General features: G+C 58.2%; 14 protein-coding genes. 4 read left to right on the forward strand and 10 right to left on the reverse strand.

The window, feature by feature from the left end:
• Positions 1-45 precede the first annotated feature (45 nt).
• Positions 46-696 (forward strand): DUF4167 domain-containing protein, encoded by a 651-nt coding sequence (locus BDE40_RS04110; protein ID WP_134013080.1) that lies wholly within the window; start codon positions 46-48, stop codon positions 694-696.
• Here BDE40_RS04110 and rsmA read toward each other — a convergent pair whose 3' ends face one another.
• Genes rsmA through lptF form a run of 6 tightly spaced genes read right to left on the reverse strand, consistent with a single transcriptional unit; the run spans position 697 to position 8,156 of the window.
• Entirely contained in the window at positions 697-1,539 is an 843-nt protein-coding gene (gene rsmA / locus BDE40_RS04115) for a 16S rRNA (adenine(1518)-N(6)/adenine(1519)-N(6))-dimethyltransferase RsmA (protein ID WP_134013763.1), read from the reverse strand. It abuts the gene before it with no gap.
• Between the two features lies 1 nt (position 1,540).
• The gene (gene pdxA, locus BDE40_RS04120; protein WP_134013082.1) at positions 1,541-2,506 is read right to left on the reverse strand and encodes a 4-hydroxythreonine-4-phosphate dehydrogenase PdxA; all 966 of its coding nucleotides are present in this window, start codon (positions 2,504-2,506) and stop codon (positions 1,541-1,543) included.
• Complete coding sequence (locus tag BDE40_RS04125; protein ID WP_134013084.1) at positions 2,503-3,759, reverse strand: peptidylprolyl isomerase; 1,257 nt, start codon at positions 3,757-3,759, stop codon at positions 2,503-2,505. The genes pdxA and BDE40_RS04125 overlap by 4 nt, the downstream gene beginning before the upstream one ends.
• A 17-nt stretch (positions 3,760-3,776) precedes the next feature.
• Complete coding sequence (locus BDE40_RS04130) at positions 3,777-5,933, reverse strand: LPS-assembly protein LptD (protein WP_134013086.1); 2,157 nt, start codon at positions 5,931-5,933, stop codon at positions 3,777-3,779.
• 1 nt (position 5,934) lies between these two features.
• Positions 5,935-7,032 (reverse strand): LPS export ABC transporter permease LptG, encoded by a 1,098-nt coding sequence (lptG, locus tag BDE40_RS04135; RefSeq protein ID WP_134013088.1) that lies wholly within the window; start codon positions 7,030-7,032, stop codon positions 5,935-5,937.
• Entirely contained in the window at positions 7,029-8,156 is a 1,128-nt protein-coding gene (gene lptF, locus BDE40_RS04140; RefSeq protein ID WP_134013090.1) for an LPS export ABC transporter permease LptF, read from the reverse strand. Before lptF ends, lptG begins: the two co-directional genes overlap by 4 nt.
• A gap of 123 nt (positions 8,157-8,279) precedes the next feature.
• On the opposite strand from lptF, the gene BDE40_RS04145 reads away from it, so the two are divergent.
• The gene (locus BDE40_RS04145; protein WP_134013092.1) at positions 8,280-9,752 is read left to right on the forward strand and encodes a leucyl aminopeptidase; all 1,473 of its coding nucleotides are present in this window, start codon (positions 8,280-8,282) and stop codon (positions 9,750-9,752) included.
• A gap of 2 nt (positions 9,753-9,754) precedes the next feature.
• Positions 9,755-10,222, forward strand: coding sequence for a DNA polymerase III subunit chi (locus BDE40_RS04150; RefSeq protein WP_134013094.1), 468 nt, complete (start codon positions 9,755-9,757; stop codon positions 10,220-10,222).
• Between the two features lie 98 nt (positions 10,223-10,320).
• On the opposite strand, the gene BDE40_RS04155 is transcribed toward BDE40_RS04150, so the two are convergent.
• The 3 genes from BDE40_RS04155 to BDE40_RS04165 are packed head-to-tail and all read right to left on the reverse strand — an operon-like array spanning position 10,321 to position 13,260.
• The gene (locus BDE40_RS04155) at positions 10,321-11,973 is read right to left on the reverse strand and encodes a serine/threonine-protein kinase (protein ID WP_134013096.1); all 1,653 of its coding nucleotides are present in this window, start codon (positions 11,971-11,973) and stop codon (positions 10,321-10,323) included.
• A 60-nt stretch (positions 11,974-12,033) separates the two neighbouring features.
• Positions 12,034-12,612 (reverse strand): retropepsin-like aspartic protease family protein, encoded by a 579-nt coding sequence (locus tag BDE40_RS04160; RefSeq protein ID WP_134013098.1) that lies wholly within the window; start codon positions 12,610-12,612, stop codon positions 12,034-12,036.
• Between the two features lie 21 nt (positions 12,613-12,633).
• On the reverse strand, positions 12,634-13,260 hold the full coding sequence (locus BDE40_RS04165) for a MarC family protein (RefSeq protein ID WP_134013100.1): 627 nt from the start codon (positions 13,258-13,260) through the stop codon (positions 12,634-12,636).
• A gap of 65 nt (positions 13,261-13,325) precedes the next feature.
• Here BDE40_RS04165 and BDE40_RS04170 point away from each other — a divergent pair, with 65 nt between their 5' ends.
• Positions 13,326-14,372, forward strand: a complete 1,047-nt coding sequence (locus BDE40_RS04170) for a zinc-binding dehydrogenase (protein ID WP_134013102.1) — start codon at positions 13,326-13,328, stop codon at positions 14,370-14,372.
• On the opposite strand, the gene BDE40_RS04175 is transcribed toward BDE40_RS04170, so the two are convergent.
• Positions 14,369-16,210, reverse strand: coding sequence for an ABC-F family ATP-binding cassette domain-containing protein (locus BDE40_RS04175; protein WP_134013104.1), 1,842 nt, complete (start codon positions 16,208-16,210; stop codon positions 14,369-14,371). The two genes, BDE40_RS04170 and BDE40_RS04175, sit on opposite strands and share 4 nt — an antisense overlap.
• Positions 16,211-16,286 lie beyond the last annotated feature (76 nt).

Below are 16,286 nucleotides of genomic sequence, written 5' to 3' on the forward strand. Positions count from 1 at the left end.
ATCGAAAAACAGGACCGAAGCTCAAACGGCTGGAACCCAAAACACATGAGATCATCGAAGTCCCGCTCGCGCGGAAAGAGCCGCAATAACAACAACAACCGCTCTGGCGTTAATGTCGTCAACCGGGTGTTCGACAGCTCCGGCCCTGAAGGCAAAGTGCGCGGCACTCCGCAGCAAATTATCGAGAAATACCAGCAGTTGCACCGCGATGCGCAGCTGTCGAATGACCGTGTTGCCGCTGAAAACTTCTCACAACACGCTGAACACTATGCGCGTATGCTTGGCGAAGCGATGAAAGAGCAAGAGGCCCGTCGCGAGGCGCATGAAGCCCAGCAACAGGCGCAGCGTGAGCAGCAGCAAAAGCGCGATCAGAACCAAAACCAAAACCAGAACCAGAATCGTGACCAGGCTCAAAATCAGAACCGTGATCAGTCGCGTGATCGCAACGAAGATCAGCAGCCGGATGTTCGGGTTGATGATATGTCACCTGCAGCACTTGCCGCAGCGGCAGAGGCGCGTGCGGGCGGCGGCAATCAATCTGATGTGATCGACCTTTCCGGTGATGCCGATTCCAGTGAAAGCGGCTTGGTCGAGACGGCTGAAGCCGCGCCAAAGCCAGCCCGCAAGCCTCGGACACGCAAGCCTAAAGCCAAGCCGACCGAATCTTCGACGGATGAAACACCTGCAGCTGAGTAATCAGCTGCGGGCGATTTCGCGCGCTAATGCGCAGAACGCTTCCAAAGAAACCTGCTCCGCCCGCTCTGTCGGTGGAATGCCTGCGGCCCGAAGATGGTCTTCAATCTCTGGTCCCACGACTTTCAACGCGGCACGTAGCATTTTGCGACGTTGATTGAAGGCGGCTCCGACCACTCTCGATAACACTGCGGCATCTGCTTCAAACCGTGGTTTTTCGAGCGCGGTTAAATGGACCACAGCCGAATGCACCTTTGGCGCTGGCACAAACGCCTCAGGGGGCAATTCCATCACGATACGCGCGTCTGCCCGCCACTGGGCCAGCAGCGCCAGTCTTCCGTATTTTTTGCTTCCCGGTGCTGCGACTATCCTCTCGGCCACCTCGCGCTGGAACATTAAAGTCAGGCTTTGCCAGAAGGGCGGCCAGTCTTTCGGGGTCAACCATCGGACCAGCAATTCGGTGCCGACATTATAGGGCAGGTTCGCTGCCACGCGGATCGGCGGGGTCAGGTGCTCTAGGGGGTTGATCTCCAGCGCGTCGCCTTCGATTACCTGCAACTGTCCGGGATAAGCGGCGGTAATTTCTGCCAGTGCAGGCAAGCATCGCGGGTCCTTCTCGACGGCAAGTACGCGCCGTGCCCCCTCAGCCAATAGCCCACGGGTCAAGCCTCCGGGCCCCGGACCAACCTCAAGCACATCGCAACCAGACAGGTCACCCGCTTGACGCGCGATTTTCGCGGTCAGGTTCAGATCCAGCAGGAAGTTCTGGCCAAGGCTCTTCTTTGCCGACAACTCATGGTTGCGGATCACGTCCGAGAGTGGGGGAAGCCCGTCTATTTGCGCCACGTCATCCTCGCTTGCCCGCCATATCCCACGCCATGCGCAAGGCTGCGATTGTGGAGGTAGGATCAGCCAAACCTTTGCCTGCAATGTCGAAAGCTGTGCCATGATCGGGAGAGGTGCGGATGAACGGCAGTCCCAAGGTCACGTTGACCCCGCCCGAAAAGTCGATTGTCTTGATCGGTATCAGGGCTTGGTCATGATACATGCAGATCGCCGCGTCATAGCCAGCACGGGCTTGCGCGTGGAACATGGTATCGGCGCTCATCGGGCCGGACAGGCGCATTCCATCTTGCGACAAGCGTTCCATGAGTGGGGAAATTAGCGTGATCTCTTCGGTTCCCATTGCGCCGCCTTCGCCCGCATGGGGGTTCAGTCCTGCGACGGCCAATCGCGGCTCCGCGATCCCGAAGTCGCGGATCAACGCCGCTTGGGTGATGCGAAGGGTGTCTTCCAACAGCTCGGATGTAAGAGCATCGGGAACATCGGCCACGGCGATGTGGATGGTCACCGGAACGACCCGCAAATCAGGACAGGCGAGCATCATCACCACGCGTTCGACACCGGCCAAGGCTGCAAGGTATTCCGTGTGACCCGGATAGGCAAAATCAGCGCCGTCTTTGAGAGCCTTCTTGTGAATTGGCAGCGTGCAAAGCGCCGAGGCAGAGCCTGTGCTCACCAGCTCGACCCCGCGCGCGATAACGTCGATCACCCCTTGCGCGTTACGCGGATCGGGAACACCCGCTGTGGCGTCGCCGGCAAAATCATGGTGCAGCAAGGGCAGGGCGGTCTCTTGTCCAGTGACTTCTGAAAGAGACGTCACTTCAGACACGGGACTAGTGAGGTGCCGACGATCGGCAAGAAGCACCATCGGCACTTCACCACGCACCGCGGCAAAGGCAGAGTGGGCGATTTCAAGGCCAACGCCCGCAGGCTCGCCGCAGCTTACCACGACGGGCGGACGCGGGTTCATTGCTCGACGATAATCGCGTCAGCGCGCAGTTCTTCAAGGAAGCTGTCAGCATAAGAGGTGATGCGTTGATTGAACAACTGCTCACGGACACGACTGCGCAAGTCAACTTCTTCACCATTCTCGTCCAGCGGGATATCCAGCGTCCGGCCGCACAGCATCAGGTAGACCAAGAACTGTCCGTTCTGACGTGTCAGCGCGGTGGAGACTTCATTGCTGTCGAGCTTTGCCAATTCGAGGGCGATGTCTCCGGGCACGTCAGCGGTGGGCAAGACAGTGCGTTCGAAATACTCCGCCGGCAGGTCTTTCGCAGGTGTATACAGATCGTCGCAGGTGTCGTAGCGTTCCTCAAAAGCTTTGGCTTGCGCCAACGTCTCGGCATTCCGACCACCCGGGAAAAGCACGGTTGCATATTCCAACGCTTGGGTTTCCGGTGATCCTGCCTCGGTTTCTTCAAGGCCGCGCAGTTGGAACACACCTATGGCGTTCCCAAGGTTTAGTGGTTCGCTCACTTCGCCCGGTCCAAGTGTCAGCACGGCGGCACGGATTTGCGGAGGAACATTGCCCAAAGGAAGCCATTCAAGACGCCCGCCACGCCCACGGGTGGGGGAGGCGGAGTAGCGCCGTGCGGCCGCACTGAATGCGCTTTCAGATGAAATGGTCTCTGACAGGCGTTGCGCCAATGCTTGGTTGCGCTCCGCAGATTGGGGGGCAAGAGGCAAAACGATTTCGGCCAACAGAACCCGCGCGCCGCCCGTGGTGCCTTGAAGAGCCAAAGCGCGGTCGACCTCTGGTTCCGACACTTGGCTACGCGCACCAAAGCGACCCTGTACCAACTCGCGCCATGCAAGTCCCGCGATCACGAAGTCGCGGAAGGTTTCTGCTGACACACCAGCCTGGCTCACGGCCTTGATAAACTCATCAGCAGTCAGGTTTGCGCGGGACGCGAACTCTTCCATGCCTTCGACGATTTGCTCCTCCGTCGGGGTAATCCCCGCGCGTCGCGTTTCCATCAGGCGCAATCTGTCATCGATCAGCCCTTTGCGGGCTTCGGTTTTTGCGTTTCCGGGAGCGCGGAGCACATTGAGAAACAGCTCGCGTTGTTGAAGCTCGTAATTCGTGATGACCAGATCATTCACCGTAATGGCGGTCTGGAACAGCCCTTGCTGCTGCGCACTTGCTGCAGGCGCAAGAAAGGCCAGTGCTGTAAGGGTGAAAGCAAAAATCCGGGTCAGGAGCGCATGTTTCGGCATCATATTATCTGCTCTGTTCTTTATCCGTTGCACTGTCTGGCGAAGCTGCCCCCGCCGATCCCCCGCGCGCCGAAACCCGCAAGCTGGACCGACAGGCTCAGGTCCGTCGTTGGCGATACACTAGTCGAAGTCGTGAAGCGGCGCGAGACCGAAAGGTCCATTTTTGCGCATTCGTTCTGGTAGCTAATCCCTAGCCCTGCCTCGGTGGTGCGATCATTGACAAAATCGTAGCGCAGCTCGCTGGACAAGGTCCAGTGCCGCGACACGCGGTAAGCACCCTCAAAGGCCAGTTCCGAGGTGTCCGTGGGCCGACCTTCGGCCACATCAGCTTCGAGCCAAGCGAAGGTCGAGGCCAGCTGAAACGTGTCCGTCGTCCAGCCCATACGCATTTCGTTTCGCGCGAAAGAGAATTCGTCGTCAAAGATGGCGCGGTTGATCAGATCGAAGCTCTCGCCGACCTTCAACTGGGCCGCCACAAGCCAGTCGGACTTCGAGCCGGTCAGGCCGGTCGAATTGGAAAACTGGTTTAGATCGTCCCGACGCAAGATGCGCCCGACTGTCAGGCCAAGTTTCCAACCGGAATGGCTCTCGCGGGTGTAGGTCAGACCAAGATTGAGCCGGTTGCCAAGCTCGCGGTTGTCCACACCGGGGGCGCGTGAAAACTCGAAAATATTGGCCTCGTCGAATTCGACCAGCAGGCTGTCCTCATTGTCGACTTCACCGCTCACGCTGTTCTTCGATAGGACGAGTTGAACAACGGGTTCCAGCAAGTGGTTAGCCCGTGCGCCCTGACGCAACATCGGCCACCGCCATTCTATGGCGGCATAAGGTGTGACTTCCACGGTGTCGTCAAAAGCAAGCGTCGGGTTCGCGCGGGGCTGGCGAATTTTGTAGCCGTCGATAAAGATCGCACCCTCGGCCGCGACCATCATCCCGTTGCTCCATAACCAATCCCTGCGCCATTCGGCCGAGGTGGAAATGCGCACCACATCACGCGACAGACCTGCGCTTGTCGGGTCAGCGTCCGCGCGACGATAATGCCCGTGGGTCTGAGCCGTCAGAGTGGCGATCCCGCCAAGCGACGACGGGGAAAATCGTTTGATGTAAGTCGCGTCGCCCACAAGTGTCGGCAGGGTGCGGTTGTCATCGCCATCGCGCAACGATTTGTAATGGATCAGCTCCGCGCCGATATACTCGTCTCGGCGGGCGCGATCGACCGAGATCGCGCTGTCGAGGATGTCCTTGTCGGAATAGCCGTAAAGCAGCAGGTAGCCTGGGTCTGACACCAGTTCCACGTCAAATTTGCCGGTAAAGCCGCGGCCCAATGCAAATGTGCCGTCGGCAAACAGGTAGCTGCGTGCGTCGAGGTTGCTCACATTGTCATCGGTCACCGCGCCGTTCAGTTCGATTTCGCCTTTCGCGAATTTTTGGCGATAACGCGCTTCCAGCGTTCTCGCTCCTTTGCTGGTCACCCATGGCGTTAAGGTCAGATCGGCATGATCCCCCAGCGTGAAGAAATACGGTGTGCGTAATCCAACACCCAAATCGCCGTTGGAGCGGAGTTCGGGAAACAGAAACCCGTTTGACCGCTTCACGGACGGGTCTGGAAGTCGCAGATAGGGAGTATAGAAAACCGGAACGCCAAGGACCCTTAGCGTTGCCTCATCAAAATAGATCTGGCGCTCGGTCGCGTCATGAACAACACGCTTCGAGCGAATTTCCCAAAGTGGCACCGGATCGCTTTCACAGATGTGACAACTGGATGCGATGGTTTTGTAAAACTGGGTGTAGCGCCCCTCGGTGCGGCGAATTTCAGCTGCGGCGACCTGAAGCTGGCGCGCGTAAACCACGCGGGCGCTTTTCAACACGCCGTCCCGCAGGTCACCGGACAATTGCGCAAAGTCAGCGACGATCAGGGTATCGGTTTTGTCGATGATGTAAATCGGCCCCGTGACCACCAAGGTATCAGTTGCGCCGTTATACGAAATTGATTGCGCCCGAAGCCGCACCCCGTTTTGCAGGATTTCCACATTTCCGGAGGCGCGCAATTCCTGAGTGCCGCTTGCAAAGACGACGCTGTCAGCCACAAGGCTCGCGGTTTCCACGGCTTGCTGCTGTGCAAAGCCGGGGGCTGCGGCGCTTGCAGCCATAAGTAAACCAAACAGGGCCGCACGCATGTCAGCCGTCCTCCGTGTGCAACAGCAAGCCCAGTGACAGGAAGATTCCTGCAAGCGGCGGGGCCCACGCGGCAACCAGTACCGGAATTTGCCCGTTCTGGCCAAGCACCTGAGCAAAGTTTCGCAAAAAGAAAATTCCAAACCCCATGAGGACCGCGAACAACACCATCAGACCAGTGCGCCCGAAGCGAGTATGACGCATCGTGAAGCCAGCCCCGATCAGCACCATCGCGGCCAGTAACACAGGGTTCGCAAGCTCCATATTCAGCCAGACTCGGTGCTGCAGGGCGGAAAACCCCGCACGGTCCAGTTGCCGGATGAACCTTGGCAGATCCCAGATCGGAATCGACTCCGGGCTTCCGAAGCTGTCTCGAATTTGATCACGGGTCAGATCGGACTTCACATTGATTTGCGGGTGAAGTACCGCGCCGGCTTCTGGATTTTCCAGATCGGAGAAGGTCCAACGCTTTGCCTTGGACAGAACCCAGCTCCCTGGCTCCAGCAGCGCCTCGGCAGCTTCGATGCGGTAACTGACCGAACCGTCGCGGTTGAACCCGTAGAAGGTGACTCCGAAAAACCGCGTCCCATCCAGATTGGAGCGCTCTGCGCGGATGACCACCTGACCTCCGGCGCTGGCCTGACGCAACCAAAGCCCTTCCTCGGAGACGGAGCTAACCGACCCGCCTGTATTGGCGTAACGGCCGGAGACAACTTCAAATTGTTTGGACGTGGCCGCAACGATGGGGTTCAGAACAGCTACACCAAGTGCGCCGAAAACGAGAGATGTCAGGACAGGGGCTGCCAGCGAACGCAGCGCAGAACGCCCCGACGCACGGGTCACAACCAGTTCGGACGTCCGCGCGAGACCAAGGAAAAGCGTGATGGTCGCAAGCACAACCAACAGCGGAAGCATACGGTACATGGCGGCGGGGGCATTCAGCAATGCAAGCTGTCCTGCTTCCATGACGCCAACCTGATCACTGTCAAACCGGCGCATTTGCTCGACCAGATCAATCAGCAACACGATGCCGAAAAACACACCGAACACCAAGGTGAACGACCATGCGAACCGGCGGGCAAAATAAATATCAAGCCTCATGCCGGTATCCCTTTCGGGGTGCGTCCGCGCATACGTTTCATTGATGTCGAATAAAGCAAGAGGGCCGAGATCAAGGCCCCCACGGCAGGAGCAGCGTAGGCCAGCCAGAACAATGCCGCGTCTTTGCGGGCGGCTTCTTCTGCTACGTTGGAAACCATTTGCACCAGAATAATCAGCACAACGGCGATGACGACCTGCCGCCAGACCCCGAAACGCGAAAAGCCCCCAAGCATCAAAGTGGCAAATCCCATAAGTGGGACGACAATTGCCAGAAGCGATTTGGCGAAGCGGTCATGCGCTTCGAACAAAAAGTCTGGCAAGTCGCCATGGGCCGAGGCCAGATCCGCCTCGGACGGGCTGAGCAACACTGGCGTGGACAATTCTCGGAGGTCGCGATTTCGCGCGCCACTTGGGCCGATCAAGGCCCCGATATTATATGCAAAGTCTTCGAAGGCGACCGTGGATAAGCGGCCAGTGTCTTTATGAAAAGTTTGGGCCAGCCCGTTGCGCATCACCAGCCGTGGACCGGATACCGCGCGCACCAGAAATGCGCGTTCCGCCGTGTAGGTCACCACCGCTGTCGGATCGCGGCTGTCTTCCAAGAACAGCTCGTCAAGTTCGCCCAGCTCTGTGATATTACGGATATATACGGCGATATCCGATGTCGGATGTAGGAACTGGCCTTCTTTCAGGAACTGCGCGGTGATGTCTTTGGATATTTCCTGACTGCGTCCCGCAAGTTCGGTACGCGCCGCGGGAACAAGAACATGTGCTAGGATCGCGACCAGAACGGCAACTAACACACCGAAATAGATCACGGGCCGCCCGATCCGCAGGGACGAGGCTCCTGCCGTTTGCAGCACGACCATCTCGGAATCCGAGCTCAGGCGGTTTGTGACATAGACAGCTGCTACAAATGCCGAAATCGGCAGCACAATCAGGATGACATACGGCAAGGTGAGCAGGGTGAACTCCAGAAACACCAATGCGGTCTGGCCATCGCTGATCAGTTGGTCAAACAAGCCAATCGCGCGGTTCACCCAATATACGGATACCAAAACAAGGGAGAAGAAGCCGAACAGGATCAACAATTGCGACAGCATGTATCTGTCGAATCGTGCCAAATTCTGTCCTCCCTAGTTGTTGAGACACTTTTTAGCGCAAAATCTGGGGGTGGAACAGGGGGTTCTGGTCATTGCTCTCTGCCCGCGCTAGCAATGGGGAAACTCTCCAATATAGGCAGACTCATGACCGCTTTGATCCCAGTAGACTTCGCCGCCACCGACATTGACGCCATCAAGGATATGGAGGGACGTCTGGCCATTTTTGTGCCCCCCGCCGGCACACTCGATGCAACGGCCAAACGGGTCAACAGGTTGACGCGCGGCTCGATTGCCCGCGCGGTATCCGGTGATGCCTTTGAAAAGCTGGAAGACGGCGCCGCGATGGTCCTGTCTTATCCGGTGAATATCCCTGCCGAGGCAGTGATCATTGTGAAGCTGGCGCGTCGCCCGACCGTGGGCGAGGCCCGCAAAGCGGGGGCAACTCTGGCCAAGCAAGCGGGCACGACCAAGGTCCACGCACTGTGTGGCAACCTGCGCCGCGCCCACGAGTTGGCCTATGGTATGATTTTGCGCGCTTACGAGTACACCGACCAGAAAACTGCCGAAAAGACCGCCCATGAGGGTGCTTCCTTTGTGGTCAATGCGCCCGACGATGTGAAAGCGGCGTTCGATGGGCTGGACGCCTTGGCCGAAGGCGTATTCTTCACCCGTGACTTGGTGAACATGCCTGCAAACGTGCTAACCACGACCGAGTTCGCCAAGCAATTATCTGACCTGAAAGACCTTGGCCTCAAGGTCGAAGTGCTGGAGGAAAAAGACCTCGAAAAACTCGGCATGGGCTCGTTGCTTTGTGTGGGGCAGGGGTCTGACAGCCCGTCCAAAGTTGTTGTCATGGAGTGGAACGGCGGCACCAAAGGGGACAAGCCGTTTGCCTTCGTCGGCAAGGGCGTGGTCTTCGACACGGGGGGCATCTCGCTGAAACCTGCAGCTGGCATGGAAGAAATGACCATGGATATGGGCGGCGCTGGTGTGGTCGCAGGCGTTATGAAAGCGATCGCAAAGCGTAAGGCCAAAGCAAATGTGGTTGGCCTTGTCGGATTGGTCGAAAACATGCCGTCGGGCAACGCCGTTCGTCCCGGTGACGTGGTGACCTCGATGAAAGGCGACACGATTGAGGTGATAAACACCGACGCCGAAGGCCGCTTGGTTCTGGCGGATGTGCTTTGGTATGCGCAAGAGCGGTTCGAGCCGCTGGGCATGATCAACCTCGCGACGCTGACAGGGGCCATCATCATCGGTCTGGGGCACGAGAATGCAGGTGTGTTCTCCAACAATGACGCGCTGGCCAATGCATTCCTGAAGGCCGCCAATGTCGAGGAGGAAGGCGCATGGCGTATGCCAATGGGCAAGGCCTATGACGATAAGCTGAAATCACGGATTGCGGATATGCAGAACGTTGGCGGGCGCCCCGCAGGCTCCATCACCGCGGCACAGTTCCTGCAACGCTTTGTGAAGCCGGAAACCCCATGGATTCATCTCGACATCGCAGGGGTGGCATCGGTGAAAGAGGAAACCGGTTTTGCACCTAAGGGCGCCACTGGTTGGGGTGTCCGTGCATTGAACCGCCTGATCATGGACAATTTCGAGGGCGAATAACCATGGGGGCTGCCTTTTTCTACCATATGACCACGCAGCCCGTAGACGTGACCTTGCCCATGCTGTTGGGCAAGGCACGCGGGGCGGGGTGGCGTGTCGCGGTCAGGGGTCGCGATGCCGCAAGACTGGATCATTTGGACGGGAAGCTGTGGGAGGCGGACGGGTTTCTTGCCCACGGTCTCGCAGGTGGTCCGCATGACGCGGAACAGCCGATTTTATTGACCGAAGCGGTCGAGGCACCGAACGGTGCAAGCTGTCTTGTTAGTCTTGATGGTGCAGAGATCGCACCTGAAGAGGTCAATGGGTCGGATCGCACGATGATCCTGTTCGACGGTAATGATGGTGATGCTGTCAGCGTCGCGAGGCAGCAGTGGAAATTGCTGACAGAGGCGGGATGTACGGCGCAATATTGGGCTCAAGATGGTGGGTCGTGGGCAAAAAAGGCGGAGCACCCCAAGCCCGAGAAATGAGTATGCCCGCGGCACTGGGTTGTAGGACACGAAAATTCTGAAGAAAAACCGTTAGGACTCAGTAAGTAGTGTCGATGAGGCTGTTTGAACCCGTATCGCTAGAACAGGCGTTGCAGACCCTCAATGACTACCAATGACCCGGCGGCAAGGCTGGATAGCGAAAGGCCACGGGCCATCAGTGTTTCGTAATCCAGCCACCATGGCTTTAATCGCCCTGCTACTTTGCCGTGCAAATCATGGAGCATTTGCAACGCCTTGAGGCGCTGATCTGCGTTGTCTGCATCCGCGTATTCTTTCGCCAACGCAACCATGGTGAGCGTCAGCATTTGGTCCGGTCCTTGGCCTGCGGCTTCGTGGTAGGCGTCGATCTGAAAACATATGGTCTCGCTTAATCGGTCGCGCGCATCGGGGCCGGAGATCAATTGCACCGCTTGCAGGGGCAGGCCGACGCGCAGTTTGGAGGCGTGTTGCCGCAGCCACCTGGCGGCGAAGATGCCTAACCCGATCAGGCATAATCCGGCGGCCAAAAACGCGATCGGAGTGTAATCAAGCCCACTAAGCTTGGACCAGAAGGGAACATAGGGTGCCGGTGGGTCGGTCGGATCTGACGCGTCCATTCTTCCGACGCGATACATGGCGAGTCCTGCGGCAAGCGCCCCGATAAGGATCACCAGCGCTAGCTTCCACCAGATACCAGACGCCTTTCGCGCAGATTTCTCGCGTGGATATGGGCTTGGGGATTTTGTAGGTGGCGGCTCTGGTGGGCTGGGCGGTATGTAGAAGTCGTCTCCGAAGTCGTCGTGTTGCTTGACGGCAGGCGGAGAAGAAGGTGGCTTGCCCCCGAGATTTCGCTCCAGAAGAGGGCCAAATTCATCGATGGAAGCCACGAACGGGTCATTGCTGTTGGCCTGGGGCAAGAGCGCTTCGATCTCGGCCAAAGCTTCGGTGGCATTTGGGCGGGCGGCGGGGTCTTGGGACAGAAAGCGCGCTAGAAGACCATGCAGCTTTTCCGGCGCATCTTGGACGTTGGGCCCGACAGCCGAAAGTGATCCCTTGACCAACGCCCCTAGAGTATCTGCCTTACGGTAGGTGCGACCCGTGACCATTTCGTACAGCACGGCGCCGATGGCCCAAATATCGACGCTGGCACCCTGCTGCATCCCGAACAGCTGCTCTGGTGTCATATATAGCGGCTTGCCCGCATATTCGCCGACCATTGTGGTCCTGCCGAGATTGCTGTCTTCGGTGAGGTGCCCAATGGCGTTGAAATCGATGAGAACCGGAAAGCGACCCCGCTGCAAAATCAAATTCTGTGGGCTGATATCGCGGTGGATAAAGCCCGCGTCATGGATCACCTGCAATGCCTGTAGCACCCGCACCATGATTTGGAGCGCGATATCGACTGGAAATGCACCGTTGGTCTGCAATTCCTCCTTGAGGGAGGGGCCTTCGATGTAATGATATATGAGGATCAATTGATCTTCGACGGTTTGCTGTCCGATGAAGCGCTGCAACCCTGGGTGCTTGAGGCGGCGCATCAGGTCGGCCTCGCGTTCCACGGCGCGGCGGGCGGCTTCGGTCATTGGCCTGATCTTGACAACAGCAAAGCCCGTGCCGTCGAGTTTGCGAACCCGCCATGTTTGCCCGAGCGACCCTTTACCCAAAAAATGCCATTCGCCGTAGTCGGGCAATTGGGTCTCTATTTTGGGGTCAATCTCCATCGGCGCAAACTCCTGCTGGGGAATTTTCATCCTTGGGATAGAGTTTGGCAAGCTTTGATTGACGTAAGGGAAGTTTTGCGGCTCGCGTCTTCAGCGTTCCAACACAAGCATGCGGCGGTTTATTTCGATGCGTTTGAACCGCTCTAAATAATCCATACCCAGCAGGGATGTATCCAATTTGCCTTCGTTGACAAATGCGCGTACGCGACCTTCCTCTAGATCACCCAAACTTACATCCGCTAAGGTAACGCGCGCTGTACGGACTTCGCCGTTGGCCGTGCTGGCGCGGCCGCCAAAGACTAAAGTCTCGGTGTCGATCCCGACGCGCTCCGCATCTTCTTGGGACAAAACAACGCTGCTTGCACCGGTGTCGACAATGAATTCCACTGGAACATCGCCCACATGCAACGTCAGGTGATAATGCCCGTCACTGCGCACGGGCACTTCGATGCGGCCGTTCTCGAATGTGCTTTGGCGGGGTAGGACGGTTTTGGACACGTCATTCCAAAGCCCGTAAGCGACGATGACGCCGACGAAAATGAATCCCCACAATGCGGCTTGGCGCGCCATCTCGCCCATTCGGGCGCGATTGGAGATCAAAAAATATCCCGCAATCACGGAGCCGAGCAGAACGAGGTAGATGAGGCGGGCGGTGTCTTGGCTATCCATAGCTCTAATATAGGGGCTAGGTCAGGTGCCTGCCACCACTCCAAACTCGCGCAGGCCGTCTAGGACGAATTGCACCGACAGCGCCGCCAGCAACATTCCCATCAGGCGGGTGATTACCTTGATCCCGGTGTCGCCAATTACGCGCTCCATCAGGCCCGCCATCAAGAACATGCCGAAGACGACGGCAAGCACGGACAACATGACACCGTGAACGGCGGCCACATAGGTGAAATCCGCGCCCGGTGTGCCGGTTAAAAGGATCATTGTCGCCAACGCTCCCGGACCTGCAATCAAAGGCGTGGCCAGCGGGAAGACCGAAGGGTCTTCGTCACCAGGCCCATCGACCTGATCTTCGCGGCGTTGGGTGCGTCGCTCAAAAAGCATATCGAGCGCTGTAACGAAGAGCAGAACACCCCCCGAGATGCGGAAGGCCGCCATTGATATCCCGATAAAGTCCAGAAGCGCTTCGCCCGCCAGCCCGAATAGCGTAAGCAGGAATATCCCGACCAGACACGACCGGATTGCGATCCGCAGACGGTTGCGGAAATCCATACCAGAAGTGAGCGCCACGAAAAGCGGTGCAAGCCCGATCGGGTCGATCACCACGAACAGGGTGACAAAGGCGGTGATTGCGATAGAGAGTTCCATTTCCTCGCCCTATATGTTTGTTTCACGAAGGAAAACCCTTTGTCGGCATATCTGGGAGATTTGACATGACGAATGTGATGACAGGCATGGTCCTGACGGGTCATGGCGGCCCTGATATGCTGGAATGGCGGGACGATATTGCAGTTCCGACGCCAAAACCCGACGAGGTCCTGATCGAAGTGGCGGCCTCTTCGGTCAACAACACCGATATCAACACGCGGATAGGCTGGTATTCCCAGACCGTACGCGGGGCGACCGATGCGGTCAGTGAAACCTCGGACGTGGATGCGTCATGGTCCGGCACGCCCCTTGGCTTACCACGCATTCAGGGCGCGGATGTGTGTGGCCGGATTTCGCAAGTCGGGCGCGACGTTGACCCGAACCGAATTGGCGAGCGTGTTTTGGTACGGACCATGCAAAATCATGATGGCGCCGTGTGGACCATGGGGTCGGAATGCGATGGCGGCTTTGCCCAATTCTGCGTGGCTCGCGCCCATGATGCCCTTGTGGTGGACAGCAGCTGGAGCGATCTGGAACTGGCCACGCTTCCCTGCGCTTACTCCACGGCAGAGGGCATGTTGCAACGCGCATCCCTCAAGGCTGAGCGTGTGTTGATCACAGGAGCATCCGGTGGAGTTGGGGCTGCGGCAGTGCAATTGGCAAAAATGCGTGGGGCGCATGTGACTGCAGTTACAACACCTTCCAAAGCGGATGCCGTGCGAGAATTGGGTGCGGACGCAATCTTAACCCGCGATGAAACCCCGCCGCGCGGTGCATTTGATGTGCTGGTGGATTTGGTGGCCGGCCCCGGTTTTCCAGACATGCTCGACGGGTTGGCCGATTTTGGGCGCTATGTGTGCTCTGGCGCGATAGCAGGTCCGATTGTCGAGCTGGATGTGCGAAAGCTCTATCTGCGCGACCTGAGTTTCTTTGGATCGACCTTTCAGCCGGACAACATCATGCCCGACTTGATCAGCTATGTGGAGGCAGGGCGATTGCGGCCGGCGGTGACCGCAACATTTCCGCTGCGAGACCTGAAGGCTGCCCAAGCCGCGTTCGCTGCCAAAACACATGTCGGCAAGATCGCGATTGATGTGGCGGGCGGAACTTAGCTTTCCGCCTTTTCCAGTTTGGACTGCGCCTTGACCCACATGGCCTCTGCGCGGTCCATGGCCTCCATGACCTCGGAATACTTCTTCTGCCAGACCGCGCGCTTGTCGGCCATGTGGTCTTCATAGACCTTCGGGTCGCCAAGACGCTTTGCCAACTCATTCTGCATTTCCGACAGCTTGGCGACACGGGCCTCGCATTTTCGCACGTCCGAACGCAGGGCCAGGATGTCATCGCGCGATGCGGTCTTGGCCTTCGGCTTGTCTTTCTGAGGCTTCTCTGGCGGTGCCAGAAGCAGCTTCCGGTAGCTGGGGAGGTCGTCGTCATACGGGTTCACGCGACCGTCTTTAACCAGCCACAGACGGTCTGCGACGAGAGACAGCAAGTGCATGTCGTGTGACACCAGAATGACCGCGCCGGAATAGGCGGTCAGCGCTTGCACCAAGGCTTCGCGGCTTTCGATATCAAGGTGGTTTGTCGGCTCATCGAGGATCAACAGATGCGGCGCGGGCAGGGTGGCCAATAGCAGCGACAGACGTGCCTTTTGCCCACCAGAGAGACGACCCACTTCTGTGTCCGCCTGATCAGGGCCAAGGCCGAAGCTGGCAAGACGGGCGCGCAGCTTGGATTGCCCCTCATGGGCGCGTTCCCGGATAAGGTGTTCCAGCGGGGTTTCGTCAACGAAAAGCTCGTCGACTTGATGCTGGGCAAAGAAGCCGATGCGCAGTTTATTGGAGGTCGACATGCGCCCTCCCATAACTTCAAGACGGTTAGATAACATCTTGGCAAGAGTGGATTTTCCCTCTCCGTTCCGACCCAGAAGTGCGATGCGGTCGTCTTGATCGATGCGCAGGTTCAGGTGGCTCAGAATAACTTTTCCATCGTATCCAACAGACGCGCTTTCAGTGCTGATGATCGGCGGTGACAGCTCTTCCGGTTCAGGGAAGGTAAACACCACACGGGCCGCGTCTTCGGGGGCGGTGATCGTTTCCATCTTCTCCAGCATTTTCACGCGGGATTGGGCCTGCTTGGCCTTCGACGCCTTGGCCTTGAAGCGGTCCACAAAGGATTGCAGGTGCGCGCGTTGCAAATCCTGTTTCTTGGCGGCCGCAGCCTGCACCGCACGGCGCGCGGCGCGTTGGCGGGCGAACTGGTCGTAGTTGCCGGAATAGAACGTCAGCTGTTTGTCTTCGAGATGCAGGATGCCGTTGACCGAGCGGTTCAAGAGTTCTCGGTCGTGCGAAATGATGATGACCGTATGCGGGTAGCGGGTCAGATAATGCTCCAGCCACAACGCGCCTTCGAGGTCCAGATAGTTGGTCGGCTCGTCGAGCAGCAGCAGGTCCGGCTCCGAGAACAGCACTGCGGCCAGGGCCACACGCATCCGCCAGCCACCCGAAAAGTCGGAGCAGGGACGGTGTGTTTCCTCGGGCGTAAAGCCAAGACCCACCAAGATCGAAGAGGCCCGCGCTTCCGCAGACCATGCGTCGATATCTACCAGACGGGTCTGGATGTCGGCGATGCGGTTGGGGTCTGTGGCCGTTTCGGCCTCGGTCATCAGGCTTGCGCGCTCTTTATCCGCGTTCAGAACGGTGTTGAGAAGAGAGACCTCGTTCGACGGCACTTCTTGGGCGATCCCGCCAATGCGGGCGCGGTCCGGCATAGTGATCGTGCCGCTCTCCAGAACCAGTTCACCACGGATCAATTTGAACAGGGTGGTTTTGCCCGTCCCGTTGCGCCCCACGAGGCCAACTTTGTGACCCGTAGGGATATTGGCCGAGGCGCCCTCAAACAGGGAACGGCCTTCGACGGCGTAGCGGAGTTCTGACATGCTTAACATGCCCTGCGTTTCGCCTATGCGGGCAGGGGTGTCAATTGGGCGCTTTTCATGAGCAGACCACCATGCTAGGTGCGCC

Origin of the sequence: Litoreibacter halocynthiae (assembly GCF_004365635.1) — a bacterium.
GTDB lineage: Bacteria > Pseudomonadota > Alphaproteobacteria > Rhodobacterales > Rhodobacteraceae > Litoreibacter > Litoreibacter halocynthiae.

Coding starts and splice junctions, on each gene's coding strand:
- BDE40_RS04110 (WP_134013080.1), top strand. CDS start 46: ATGAGATCATCGAAGTCCCGCTCGCGCGGAAAGAGCCGCAATAACAAC.
- pdxA (WP_134013082.1), bottom strand. CDS start 2,506: ATGAACCCGCGTCCGCCCGTCGTGGTAAGCTGCGGCGAGCCTGCGGGC.
- BDE40_RS04125 (WP_134013084.1), bottom strand. CDS start 3,759: ATGATGCCGAAACATGCGCTCCTGACCCGGATTTTTGCTTTCACCCTT.
- BDE40_RS04130 (WP_134013086.1), bottom strand. CDS start 5,933: ATGCGTGCGGCCCTGTTTGGTTTACTTATGGCTGCAAGCGCCGCAGCC.
- lptG (WP_134013088.1), bottom strand. CDS start 7,032: ATGAGGCTTGATATTTATTTTGCCCGCCGGTTCGCATGGTCGTTCACC.
- BDE40_RS04145 (WP_134013092.1), top strand. CDS start 8,280: ATGACCGCTTTGATCCCAGTAGACTTCGCCGCCACCGACATTGACGCC.
- BDE40_RS04150 (WP_134013094.1), top strand. CDS start 9,755: ATGGGGGCTGCCTTTTTCTACCATATGACCACGCAGCCCGTAGACGTG.
- BDE40_RS04155 (WP_134013096.1), bottom strand. CDS start 11,973: ATGAAAATTCCCCAGCAGGAGTTTGCGCCGATGGAGATTGACCCCAAA.
- BDE40_RS04160 (WP_134013098.1), bottom strand. CDS start 12,612: ATGGATAGCCAAGACACCGCCCGCCTCATCTACCTCGTTCTGCTCGGC.
- BDE40_RS04165 (WP_134013100.1), bottom strand. CDS start 13,260: ATGGAACTCTCTATCGCAATCACCGCCTTTGTCACCCTGTTCGTGGTG.
- BDE40_RS04170 (WP_134013102.1), top strand. CDS start 13,326: ATGACGAATGTGATGACAGGCATGGTCCTGACGGGTCATGGCGGCCCT.
- BDE40_RS04175 (WP_134013104.1), bottom strand. CDS start 16,210: ATGTTAAGCATGTCAGAACTCCGCTACGCCGTCGAAGGCCGTTCCCTG.